At 60.7% G+C, this 12511-nt stretch carries 10 protein-coding genes and 1 pseudogene; 3 read left to right on the plus strand and 8 right to left on the minus strand.

Going from position 1 to position 12511, the window contains the following annotated elements; all coding sequences use genetic code 11:
* Window positions 1–78 precede the first annotated feature (78 nt).
* From MTX36_RS19335 to MTX36_RS19355, 5 genes and pseudogenes are all read right to left on the minus strand, one after another.
* Window positions 79–903: a DUF692 domain-containing protein gene (locus tag MTX36_RS19335; protein ID WP_243621301.1), complete on the minus strand. Its 825-nt coding sequence runs from the start codon at window positions 901–903 to the stop codon at window positions 79–81.
* Window positions 900–1787 (minus strand): TIGR04222 domain-containing membrane protein, encoded by an 888-nt coding sequence (locus tag MTX36_RS19340; RefSeq protein WP_243621302.1) that lies wholly within the window; start codon window positions 1785–1787, stop codon window positions 900–902. Before MTX36_RS19340 ends, MTX36_RS19335 begins: the two co-directional genes overlap by 4 nt.
* The gene (locus MTX36_RS19345) at window positions 1784–2464 is read right to left on the minus strand and encodes an SDR family oxidoreductase (RefSeq protein ID WP_243621303.1); all 681 of its coding nucleotides are present in this window, start codon (window positions 2462–2464) and stop codon (window positions 1784–1786) included. Before MTX36_RS19345 ends, MTX36_RS19340 begins: the two co-directional genes overlap by 4 nt.
* A gap of 26 nt (window positions 2465–2490) precedes the next feature.
* On the minus strand, window positions 2491–3198 hold the full coding sequence (locus MTX36_RS19350) for a cyclase family protein (RefSeq protein ID WP_374230503.1): 708 nt from the start codon (window positions 3196–3198) through the stop codon (window positions 2491–2493).
* 12 nt (window positions 3199–3210) lie between these two features.
* Window positions 3211–3615: pseudogene (locus tag MTX36_RS19355) on the minus strand (TIGR03668 family PPOX class F420-dependent oxidoreductase); the annotation flags it as partial.
* Between the two features lie 60 nt (window positions 3616–3675).
* Here MTX36_RS19355 and MTX36_RS19360 point away from each other — a divergent pair.
* Complete coding sequence (locus tag MTX36_RS19360; RefSeq protein WP_243621304.1) at window positions 3676–4677, plus strand: PHP domain-containing protein; 1002 nt, start codon at window positions 3676–3678, stop codon at window positions 4675–4677.
* Between the two features lie 246 nt (window positions 4678–4923).
* On the opposite strand, the gene MTX36_RS19365 is transcribed toward MTX36_RS19360, so the two are convergent.
* The 3 genes from MTX36_RS19365 to MTX36_RS19375 all read right to left on the minus strand — a co-directional run bounded on the left by MTX36_RS19365 (window position 4924) and on the right by MTX36_RS19375 (window position 7235).
* A complete protein-coding gene (locus MTX36_RS19365) occupies window positions 4924–6285 on the minus strand; it encodes an HNH endonuclease signature motif containing protein (RefSeq protein ID WP_243621305.1) in 1362 nt (453 codons plus the stop codon).
* A 121-nt stretch (window positions 6286–6406) separates the two neighbouring features.
* Entirely contained in the window at window positions 6407–6841 is a 435-nt protein-coding gene (locus tag MTX36_RS19370) for a hypothetical protein (protein WP_243621306.1), read from the minus strand.
* Between the two features lie 82 nt (window positions 6842–6923).
* Window positions 6924–7235 (minus strand): cation transporter, encoded by a 312-nt coding sequence (locus MTX36_RS19375; protein WP_243621307.1) that lies wholly within the window; start codon window positions 7233–7235, stop codon window positions 6924–6926.
* Between the two features lie 200 nt (window positions 7236–7435).
* Between MTX36_RS19375 and MTX36_RS19380 the strand changes: the two genes are divergently transcribed.
* Together MTX36_RS19380 and MTX36_RS19385 are read left to right on the plus strand one after the other, a co-directional pair.
* Entirely contained in the window at window positions 7436–8773 is a 1338-nt protein-coding gene (locus tag MTX36_RS19380; protein ID WP_243621308.1) for a glycogen debranching protein, read from the plus strand.
* Window positions 8774–9480: 707 nt separating this feature from the next.
* The coding region (locus MTX36_RS19385) for an isopeptide-forming domain-containing fimbrial protein (protein WP_243621309.1) at window positions 9481–12511 on the plus strand (3031 nt) is incomplete at its 3' end.

Consider the following 12511-nt stretch of genomic DNA (forward strand, 5'->3'; position numbering starts at 1 on the left):
CGCGGTCGAATCCCGGAGGTGGTTGCGTGCCGTCGACAAGGGCGCGAACCAGAGCCGCCTGGCGAGCCTCGAGACTGCTCATGCGCGTGACCAGTGCGTTCCGGCGGTGATGAGGGTCAGTTTTGCTGCGTCAGCGATGGCATCGAGTTCGTCGAGCAGTTCCAATGCCGGCGGATAGTTACCGTCCCGCTCGAGCATCACTGCCGGGTGATGCCCTTCCGCGGTGAGACGGGTGAGCAGTTCCAATACCGGTTCGGGTACCGGATCGGTATGGGTGTCATGATATTTGCCGTTGCGAATACTGCCGCCGGCGATGTGGCAGTAGGAAATGTGATCGAGCGGCAGCCGGCTCAATTCCGCCCACGGGTCACGTTGCCGATTAAGAGCATTCGCGTAGACGTTGGCAATATCCACAACGAGACGCACGCCGGTACGCTCGATCAGCTCGGACAGAAATTCTGCTTCCGTCAGCTCGTTGTCGGGCCAGTCGAAGAGCGCCGCAATGTTCTCCACCGCCAGTGGCACCGGTAAGCAGTCCTGGGTTCGGGTGATGTTGCGGGTGAGCGCATCCAGAGCCTCGTAAGAGCGGGGTACCGGGAGCAGGTGTCCGGCCTCGATGCCGCCGGCCCGGACAAACGCGATGTGCTCACTGACCATCGGAGCGTGGAGCAACGCAGCCACACGGGCCAGATGATCGACGCGGTGAGCGTCCAGCGTCTCCGCGCCGCCCAGAGACAGTGAGATTCCATGAGGGATAACTGGAATGCACAACGATTCCAGTTCCAGAGGCACGTGCTTGTGAATAGTCTCGGCAATCACTTCGCAGAACGCCAAGCCGTTGAGCTGCGCGATGATCCCCGCAATTTCAGGGCGCCAACCGATACCCAACCCTTGTAGTATCACCCGCCGCACCCGCTGGAACCACCGCCGCTGTCGGAGCTTCCACAACTGCTGCCACCGCTACCGCTACCGCTGTCCGATCCGCTCGAGCTCCCGCCGCCGCCAGTGCCGGCTCCGGGGCTAGCCGATACGGCACTGGCCAGGGATGGGTCGATGAGAACCAGTGCGCCGGTGCCGAACAGGGCCGCCGACAGGCCGGCAAATGACGGTCCGTAGCTGGAGAACGAGGGGTTCAAATTTGGGGAGAGGAATGAGTTCTCCTGTTTGAGGCGCTCGAGTTCTGCATCTCCGAATCTGGTTCGTCGAGTGTCGCGGCGCACGTAGATGGTCAGTGCCACGAGTACGGCCAGGATCGCGAGTAGAAAGCCGACTGGGTGACCACTGGCGATACCCGCGACCAGTCGGATGGAACCGACAGCGATCACGGCCGCGATCGGAGCGATCCGCATTGCGGCATCGACACCGCTTTGTGGGCGCTGAAGATAGCCCTCGTCCATCAGCGTTGAACGTAGTTGAACCAGTGGAATATTCAGCCTCTTTACCAAGCGAACTCGGTGCAGCGGTACCGCGCCTTTACCGAGCTGTTCATGGACTGTACGGGTGAACCAGTCGAGGTGCTGCATGTCTTGCGCGAACAGTGCGCGCTTGAACTTCCCTCCGATCGTGATCATTTCAGCGCTGCGGAGGATGGTTACCGACGCGAGAATCGCCTGAAAATCACTGGTTAAGGCACCGACTTCCGGTGGGGTCAGTGGACGCGTTGCTCTGCCTGGTGATTCCCGTGCACGCATCCGAAGGGTCAACGAGAGGGCAACGGCGACAGCTGCTCCCACGAGGTACCAGAGCAGAAACGTCTGACTCGGGATTCCCCAAGTGTCACTCCTCATCGGGATCCTGTGGGGCGGAGGACGATCTCCGTCGGGTGGGCGTCGGCGGGAGTTTCGACGGCCACCCGAACTGCCTGCGCGACTGTGGACGGCTTGAGGAAGAGCGTCGGGTCGTAATCCCCGCCCGCGCCGGTAATGATCTCGCGTTGCATGTCGGTATCGATGCGTCCGGGATGAATGGACGTCACGCGCAACGAAGGCTCTTCGAGCCGCAGGGCGTCTCCGAAGGCGCGGAGCGCGAACTTACTAGCGGCATACGACGCCCAGCCTGCGTTGGAGCGTAGCCCGGCACCGGAGTTGATCAGCACGACGTGGCCGTTCGAGGCGCGCAATGCGGGCAGCAGAAGCCGCGTCAGTTCAGCGACGGCAATGACATTGGCCTCGAAGGTGCGTCGCCACTGTTCGACGGAGGATTCTTCGATGGTGCCGAGGTCTGCGATACCGGCGTTGTGGACCAGGACGTTCAAATTATCGATCGAGTCGGCCGCGGCGGCTACGGCGTCGTAATCGGTGAGGTCGACGGGCCACGGCGTTGAACGGGGTAGCTCGGCGGCAATCGACTCGAGAGAGCTTGTAGACCGCGCACCCAGCAGCAGGTTATGCGTGGGTGCCAGTTCGCGTGCAATGGCAGCTCCGAGGCCGCGGCTGGAACCGGTGATCAAGGCAGTAGGACGCATTCGCCCAGCCTAGCTAAGTAGACGTCCTAGCCAAGCAGTGCGTAGATCGACGCCGGCGATCCCGAACCTCCCCGATTGACGGTGCCGCCCGCCAGTATGTGGGCTCCGGTAGTGGGTAGCGCGCTCAGGTTGGCCAGATTTTCCAGGCTGATTCGACGCTCACCGTACAGAAGTTTCGAGACGGCGTAGCTGCTGTCATTGCCGGGGTCCGGACCGAAGGTATCGATACCCAGGGCGCCCTGTCTGCCCAGCCGGCCGGAGGTGAGGAGCCACTGAACAGCTTCGATGCTGAAGCCTGGCTGATGGCACACGCCGGAATCATCATTGTTGGCGTAACTATCTGTGCCCCAACGTGATTCCCAGCCGGTCCAAGCGATTACAGCCGCCCCGTTCGGTATGCGTCCGTGCTCCGATTCCCACTCTTCCAGATCGGCGACAGTGAGAACGTAGTCAGCCTCGTTGCCCGCCCGCGCTCGGACGTCAATCTTCACTGCCGGAAGGTACAGGTCTGCCGGATCCAGTTGATCCGCGGTGAGTCCGCCGATTTCGAAGTGTGCCGGTGCGCCCCAATGTGTTCCGGTGTGCTCACCCTGCTTCAGGTACTGCAGGTAGTAGCCGTCGGCTTTGATGGTTGCAGCGGTGTACAGTGTAAATTCCGGGTCGCCAGGGAAGATCGGCGTCGTAGCTGGGTCGTTGACGTGCGATAGAGAAACGATGTTCTGCGTCTCGCTGATGATGTTGCCGGGCACAGATTCCCAGGATGACCATCGTAGGTTTCGGACGGCGATCACCTGGCCGTCGGGACGGGTGTCGACGTACTGCGAGTATTTCCGGGCCAATGCATCGATCGCTTTTTCTGCCTCGGACGTTGGTGCCTCCAGTATCTCTGCTTCCCCATCCGCCCGTACCCACCAGAGCTGAGACCACTCGTCGTCGTAACGATCGACCAACAGGCTGACTCGCGGGTTCTGTGAGATATTTCGGAGCCGACGAAGCGCTGTGGTGGTTTTCGGTTTGTGGTCCACACAGGAATAGAGGGTGTCTCCGACCACCACGAACACGAGCGGCACGATGTGCGGGACTCCAGTGGCGTCGGCAGTGGCCAGACTTGCCGCCCGCGCGGCCGCGAATCGTGCTCTCGGATCGTCCATAACCACAGCGTAAAGCCATCAAGGGTTGCCGCACGAGCCTGGTGGCGGAACAGTGGACTCATGGAACCGGGTGAAGCGCTTCGTGAAATCGCATACTGGCTCGAACGATCGCGTGCCGAAACGCACCGCGTGAAGGCCTACCGACGGGCAGCGGAGGTTTTTGCGGGGCTGTCGGACGACGACAAGGAATCGCGTCGCAAAGCCGACAGTTGGAAGGCGCTCACCGGGATAGGCCCCAAGACAGCCACCATCATCGCGCAGTCTTACGACGGGGTACCCGAATATCTGGCGGAGTTGCGAGGTGAGGCTCAGCCGATTGGTGACGGCCCGCTGCGTCAGGCATTGCGCGGTGATCTTCACACGCACTCCGATTGGTCGGACGGGGGCAGTCCGATCGAGGAAATGATGCGACGAGCGGCAGCGTTGGGCCACGATTACTGCGCTCTCACGGACCACTCGCCGCGTTTGACGGTTGCCAACGGGCTCTCGGCGGATCGTCTTCGCGCCCAACTCGACGTCATTGCCGGGCTCAATGCGGAGCTGGCGCCGTTTCGCATTCTCACCGGAATTGAAGTAGACATCCTCGAGGACGGCTCGTTGGACCAAGACCCGGATCTTCTCGACGAGCTCGATATCGTTGTTGCGAGTGTGCATTCCAAACTCAGATCCGAACGCGAAGCTATGACGCGCAGAATGCTTGCTGCAGTGCGTAATCCGCGCGTCGATATTCTCGGCCATTGCACCGGGCGTCTCGTTGAAGGTGCTCGCGGCACGCGCCCGGAATCGCAGTTCGACGCAGAAAAGGTCTTCGAGGCGTGCCGTGAATCTGGTACCGCCGTCGAGATCAACTCGAGGCCCGAGCGTCGTGACCCGCCATCGCGGCTGATCGAGTTGGCGCTCGAACTGGATTGCCTCTTCTCTATTGACACCGACGCTCACGCGCCCGGTCAGTTGGCGTGGCAGGGTTACGGTTGTGAGCGGGCGGAGAAATGCGGCGTCGACGCCAATCGGGTGGTCAATACCTGGACGGTCGACGTGCTTCTCGACTGGGCGGGCAACTGAGAGTGCCGAAAGTTCGAATGTTGTTGGTCCGCTCCGATCTCGGCGAAGACTCTTCGGGTGCAAAGACTTTCGATATCATGAGGTTGGAATGTGTATCAGTTCTGCATTTCGATCGGTACCGGAATCGGCTACTGCTGTACTTTCGCAATGGCCGGCGTTTCGACACGAAGGCGCATTACGACGTGCGGACTCCACACCGGTTCTACCCGGTGTGAAGTCTGACGCGTATGTTGTTGTGCTGCAGCATCAACACCGCTGGGTCGAGCGACGCGGTTTCTGCTCGGGGTCGATTGCCGGCGGCGGTATGAACCACGGTTTGTGGTCGCTGCCCATCTTGATTTCCCACTGGCCGGCGAATCCGGACTTGTTGTGCACCAACCGATGATGGCTGCGGCACAGCAATGTGAGGTTGTCCATCACTGTCGGCCCGTTCTGGGACCACGGTGTGATGTGGTGTGCGTCTGTCCAGGCGGGGACGCAATCGCAGCCGGGGAAGGCGCAGCCTTTGTCGCGGGCGATCAACGCGGTCCGTTGCGCGGCTGAGACCAGCCGTTTCAGTGGGCTGACGTCGAGGGGTGCGCCGTTCTCGTCGAGCAGGACGGTGGAGAGCATGCAGTCGCATGCCAGCATGTGGGTGCGGGTGATGCTCAGTGGTCCCATCCACGGCATGTGGCCGACGTCGAGATCGTCGAGGTTGTGGAGGTTGTCGAAATCGAGGACCGGATTACCGTCGGCATCGCCGGAAGTATGTCCGCTGGTGCTGGCGCATTTTCGGTGCTCGGCAAGGTCTTTCGCGTTGACGTGCACGTTCACGTGTGGGCGCTGGCCGCCGTCAATTCCGGTGGCAGCGTTGTCGAGGTAGCGGCGGATCAGTTCGGTGAAGGCGTCGGCGGTGCGTTTGGCGGCGGATCGCTGGTCCGGGGTGCCGTCGGCGGCCGGGGTCGGCATCGATAACCCGGACAGTGCGGCGAGAAGCATTTCGCCGGTCAGTGAGTCGACATCGCCTTTGATCGCGACTCTCCCGTTCAGGGTCGGGGAGATGCGTAGTTCGTTGCGGTCGTCGTCTTCGCCGGGTGGGGTGTCGTCGGATTCGAAGATCCGCTCGAGCACCGCGATCGCATACCGCAGTTTCGCGGTGGTGGCTTCCATCCCGGAGGCTGCGGCGAGGAGAGTGTTGATGCAGTGCGGTAATGCTGTTTCCGGCATGCCTTTTGGTGGTGTTTCGCAGAAGGCGACGATGAGGGCGGTGTGGTCGAAGGTGAGGTTGCCGGCGTCGAATTGAGCGGCGACGGTCGGGAAGGCGCGTAGTGCCAGTCCGAGGGCGGCGATTTTGTTGCCGGCGGGGATTTGCAGCATGGTGTTGGCGGCGAGCCAGCGTCCGGCTCCGCGGTAGCAGAGTACTTGTTCGTCGGGGTTCAGGGCTAGGGCGTCGACGGCAACTACCCGAATGGCTTCGAGGCGAAGGATTTCCGCGGATGCGGTGATGGCGATTTCGCGTATGTCTGTGGGGCGGAGTTGCCAGATTCGACTGCGTAGGCCGGCTGCGGATCCGGCGAGCATGCCGGCGGCTGCGTCGTCGGTCATGTCGTTGATGCTGTCACTACTCATTGAACACCCCCCCCGGTTGGATCCCCCGATCCATGCCCTCAATTGTACTCGAACAACCATTCGAGTCAAGGGAAAGTTTCGATGGGCGAACAGAAGTGGATTTTCGAGGCGTGATTGCGTTCTACAGCATCAGTACCGGGTCGGTGGTCAGTCCGATGTTGAGCCACGGTTCGTAGGGTAGGTCGCCGAGGTACGTGGCGAATGAGCGTCGTAGTGAGTCTTCGTCGGCGATCGCCCAGGTGTCCGGCCCAACCAGGAACATTGCTTCGACGTACACCTTCCTGCCGACCTTGCTCATGATGAGAGCTGTTTCGTTCAAACCGAATTCGTCACGAACTGCCGTTATCACGTCGTGGACATGTGCTTGGACTTGTGCGTTGGGTGCGCCTTCGAGAAGTTCCACCACTGCAGTTCGGAGTAGAGCCGCGACCTGTGGGACCAGCATCGTGCAACCGACAAGCACCCATGCCGAGTCGACATACCGATCCGCGCCCGAGAGGCTGGTTCGGCCCAGGATCATTGCGACGCCAGCTCCTGCGGCGACCAGTGCGCTCAACGCCGCCGATGCACCCCACTGCTTGGCCTCAGCGACCAGCAGGCGGAGGTGCGGTCGAGCTTGCCGATGTACTGCCAGATAATCACTGATATGACGGCACTGATAGCTCCGTAGGCGGCCAGCGAGCCGGCCGCAACGTCGGCTCCCCCGGCCAGATGACACGGATTGCCTCGGCCGCTGCATAGACCAGTGTTGCCAGAAGTGCCACGCCCTGCACTGCGATGACCACGGGAGTCAAGGCTTGCGTCCCGAATGGGAAGCGCGCAGTAGGTCCGGACTCTGCGATCCGTGAGACGCGTAGGGACAGCCAGGTCAGAATCATCGCGATCAGGGCGTACACACCGTCGAGCAGGATTGCCTGCGACTGCGAGATCCAACCCCAGACGGCCGCCATTACAGCTAGTGCAGTCCCGATGACCATCGAATGCCGCAGGGCTGTGCGTTCCCGCTCCTCTTCTTTGATGCCGATAAATCATGACCGCCTTGTTTGTTTTGATGCCGCGTAGGTAGAAATACCAGCAAAACGGGCACGAGGGTGAATCATGGCGCCTGTCGGATCGCGCAGACGCCCTGCGCGACGCAAAATGGACGTCTATGGCCGACCGCGGATTCACCCCGACTCAGCTCGCTGCCCGAGCCGCGTACCTGTTGCGCGGAAATGATCTGGGCACCATGACCAGTGCTGCTCCCAAGCTTTATCCACATATGTGGAGTTGGGACGCGGCGTTCGTGGCGGTGGGGTTGGCGCCGTTGAGTGTCGAGCGGGCGGTCGTCGAACTCGATACCTTGCTGTCGGCGCAGTGGAAGAACGGAATGATTCCCCACATCGTGTTCGCGAATGGCGTCGACGGTTATTTTCCCGGCCCGACGCGTTGGGACGTCAATGCTTTGGCAGCGCACGCGCCGGTCGGGGTTGCTACGTCGGGAATCACCCAGCCTCCGGTTCACTCGATCGCGGTGCAACGAATCCTCGATCATTCGCGTCGCCACGGACGTACGACGCGGGCCGTGGCCGAGGAGTTCTTGGATCGACGGTGGAATGACCTGGTGCGGTGGCATCGTTGGCTTGCCGAAGCCCGTGATCTCGAGGGCAATGGCCGCATCGCGCTGTACCACGGGTGGGAATCGGGGATGGACAATTCTCCACGTTGGGACGCTGCGTACGCGAATGTTGTTGCGGGGCATGTCCCGGCGTATCAGCGTGCTGATCTTGCCGTCGTGACGGATCTTTCGCAGCGTCCCAAGAATCATGAGTACGACCGCTATCTGTGGCTGCTCGAGGAAATGAAGTCGGTGCGCTACGACGACCAACAGCTTTCGACGGCAATGAGTTTTGCTGTCGAGGATGTATTTGTCTCAGCCGTGTTTTCGATGGCGTGTGACGTGTTGGCCACGATCGGCGAGGAGCATTCGCGACCGAATTCCGATGTGCGGGATTTGCGGGGTTGGGCGGACCGTTTCCGGCAAGGCGTTATCAGTACCACTGACGAGCGTTCGGGCGCTGCCAAGGATTTTGATCTGCGCACCGGTCGTTGGGTGCATACCGAGACCATCGCGATGTTTGCGCCGTTGTTGTGTGGCGGTCTGAGCCGTGATGCCGAGCGTGCGCTCTTGCGTACTTTTGAGGGCCCGAAGTTTTGTGGGCATCCGGACATGAGGTTCGCCGTTCCGCCGTCGACGTCTCCGGTGTCGGGTGATTTCCGTCCGCGTGAGTATTGGCGTGGTCCGGTGTGGCCGGTGATCACCTGGCTGTTCTCGTGGGCCTTCGCGCGTCGTGGTTGGGCTGAGCGTTCGCACCTTCTTCGTTCGGAAGGTTTGCGCCAGGCCAGCGACGGCAGTTTTGCCGAGTACTACGAACCGTTTACCGGGGAGCCGTTGGGCAGCATGCAGCAGTCGTGGACAGCCGCTGCGGTTCTTGACTGGTTGGGGTAGCCGACCCTCGTCGAGGTTGGCATTTGCGCCTCAGCAAGTCTTTCCTTAGCTTGTTTGTTGCTGAAAAATGTCGTGTTTGTCACATTGTCTGTAGTTTGTCGGGAAGTCCTGCCTGGCGGACAGTAACTGTCGGGCGAATCGGTCCAGGTGGCGACCGGCAGTACCGACTGAGGCTTCCCGAGGAGTCTGTCCGGCGGTTGAGGACGATCCATTAAGTCTTCGACCTGGCCGTCACTCTGCATGTGTACAACTTGAACTGCGCATATGCCAGGAAGTGAAGTTCTCCTTGCGATGGATCCTCGGGTGGTGGTCCACGCATGATTCCTTCAGTGGGCTTCTTGTCAGTTGGAACGCAAGGGGCGAGAAAAATGCCGCCCCGCGTCCAAGTTTTCACTCAAAATCAGACAAATTGCCCAATTTACCCATATAAACCCGCAATGGGTTTGTTCTCTGCTATCTTTGACGGAGTAACTAGAAGATTGCTCTCGGTTCGCGGGGATTCGGGGTGCAGGTCCGCAACGGACAGCTTCTGCCGCTACGTACATGTGATCTCGAAAAGGAGACCGATTGGGCAACAGTGCACGGAGTGAAGGCATCGCACCGCAGTCGGACCCAACGGCCCGATCCAGTTCAGGAAATGCCTGCTCACACCGGACTCCGACAGACATCACCATTCGACACACCCAGACCATCCTGGAGAGAAAGTAATGCCAAACGACTTACCGCCGACACGGTCGGCCATATTCACCGCAGGGCTTCCGCCCTGGGTGCGAGCCTGGACTGTGGTGTGGACCACCATTGCCATGATCCTGGGCATCTCCGGCGCGACGGCAGTGGTTGCCTCAGCTCAGCCGCTCCTCGCTCAGGGTGGCCCAGCTCAAGCCAAGGCACCTGCTCGAGCTGCAGTCCTTCCGGACGAGCAACCGCCTACGGGCTGTGCTTTCAGTGCACCCAACACCGGCAATTTCTCGCAGAACATCTGCTGGATCGACATGTCGACGTTCAACCAGGCCGCAGCCACTACTCCTGCCGGCCAGCCGATGACGGTCAAGCTGACGGACCTGTACACGATCAAATTCAACGCTAAGCTGCTGAACTCGATCGACGGTTCTACCGCAAAGCCGCACACGGGTGTCGCTGCGAACCCGCTCCCCGCGTTGAGTGGCTACTCCGCGCTTGGAGACGTCGCGTACACCGGCGTCCCGCAGTCGGTAAAGCCGGCTCTGTATCAGGAAGTCCCGGACATGAAAGGGCCAAACCGGGTGCAGTCGGGCGGTACGGTCCAGCTCGATAATATCGATATGATCGGGCCGAACGGTTCGGTCGACAACTACGGACTTGTGGTCGCCGATGCCGAATCTACGGATCCGGTTGCTGTCGATGACAAAGAGTTCTTGTCATTCGAGTCGGACAAGGCCTTTCGTCTGATCGAGCGCACTATGGGTGTGAATTCCACTCCAACGTGGCCCCCCCTTCAGGCATGCAACGGCACCATGGGTGGCGCGGATGGACTGACCGGACTGGGAACCACTTCTGTTCGATGCGACTCGTGGTGGGATGACGACGTCTCGAAGAATTACTCCCCGGGCGCGGTTGTCCTCGCCGCGACAGCACCGAATACTTTTTCGGGCACCTTCGGAAACACGGCGTCAGATACGTCTCGACAGGGTCTGGCTTTCGGCATTTTGCTGCCCAAGGTCAAGATCGACAAGGACCTCACCCGCGTAACTCCCGGTGACGATTTCACCATCGGTATGAGTACCGGTACGTTCGCGAACGCTGCAGACGCTGCTGCAATGGAGCTGAAGAGCACCAATACCGGCGCTACGGACACAGCGGCGTCCACCGGCTGGCGGATGCTGCTCGCGGATACAACACCGACTCCGGTCACATTCTGGGAGAAGCCCACTACATCGGCAACCAAGACCGCGAACTATGCGACCACTTGGCAGTGTGAGGTAAATGGTGTTTCTCAGAACCTTCAAGTAGGTGAGGTCGCGCAGGTGGCACTTGCACCCGGTGACAACGCATACTGCAAGATCATCAACACTCCGGTTCTTGTAAAGAAATCGTCTTCACCACCTAGCGGCGATGCTGTCAAAGTTGGCGACACGATCACCTACACCCTGAATTTCCAGAATCCCGGCACAGCCGCCGCGGCAATCGACTACACCGATTACCTGGCTGACGTGATGGACAACGCGGACATCACCGCGGTTCAGGCAACAAACGGTCTCACCGCTGCTCTCGATGGGCAGACACTCAAGGTCGGCGGCACACTTGCTGCCAACACGACCGGAACGGTGACCTACACCGCAACGGTCAAGACTCTCGGGGACAAGGTCCTCAACAACTACCTGGCGCCGGGGACCACAACTCCTCCGACGACATGTGATTCCAGCACCAACCTCTGTACAACGCACCCGATTCCGGGTTTCGAGCTGACGAAGACTGCCGATCCTGTGACAGGTTCGACGGTTCAGGCCGGCGAGACGATCACCTACACAGTCACCGGAACGAACACGGGTAAAACGGCGCTGACTCCGGCGACGATCACTGACGATCTGTCTGCTGTTCTCAGCAGCGCGACTATCGTCGGCACCCCTACCTCATCACTGCCTGGCACACCGAGCATCTCGGGTTCCACGCTGACGTGGTCGGGGAATTTGGCCGTTGGCCAGTCGGTTGTGCTCACCTACAAGGTGAAGATCAATGACGGCGTCGCAGCTGGCACCGTTCTGAACAACAAGGTAACCGGCACCGCGAAGCCTCCGACGGGTCCGGAGATCACTCCCCCGGCCGTCGAGACCAACCACTCGGTTCCGGGATTCACTCTGGCGAAGACCGCCAATCCGGTTTCTGGTTCGACGGTTCAGGCTGGCGAGACGATCACCTACACCGTGACCGGCTCCAACGCTGGTAAGGCGACGCTCGATCCGGCGATGATCACTGATGATCTGTCTGCCGTTCTCAACAATGCTGCCATCGACGGCCCGATAACGGCGACGATCGACGGTGCACCTGTGGCCGCTCCGGCACTGAGCGGCACCACGTTGACGTGGACGGGTGTACTCGAGGCCGGCAAGTCGGTTGTTCTCACCTACAAGGTGAAGATCAAGGACGGCGTCGCTGCAGGCACCGTTCTGAACAACAAGGTCACCGGTACGGCGAAGCCTCCGACGGGTCCGGAGATCACTCCCCCGGGCGTGGAGACCAACCACTCGGTTCCTGGTTTCACGATCACGAAGTCTGCTGTGCCACCGACGACCACCTCCGTCAACGGCAACGACACCATCACCTACACGGTCACCGGTGCGAACACCGGTAGTACCACGTTGGATCCGGTGACGATCACGGATGATCTCACTGCCGTGTTGGCCAACGCCGATCTGATCGGGACGCCGACGGCGACCATCGACGGTCAGCCTGCGACGGCTCCGGTTGTCAACGGCAATACGTTGACGTGGACGGGTGTTCTGCCGGCGGGTAAGTCGGTTGTTCTCACCTATGCGGTGAAGGTCGATGCCGGTGTTGCCGGTGGCACGGTTCTGAAGAACCATGTCACGGGTATCGCGAAGCCTCCGACGGGTCCGGAGATCACTCCTCCGGCTGTGGAGACCGAGCATCCGGTGACGGCTGCCCCCGGTTTCGCAGTCACCAAGACCGCTGCACCCGTTTCGGGTTCGACGGTCAAGGGCGGCGACACCATCACCTACACGGTCACCGGTTCCAACACCG

It is taken from the genome of Rhodococcus sp. ARC_M6 (assembly GCF_022810305.1).
Lineage (GTDB): Bacteria > Actinomycetota > Actinomycetes > Mycobacteriales > Mycobacteriaceae > Rhodococcus_F.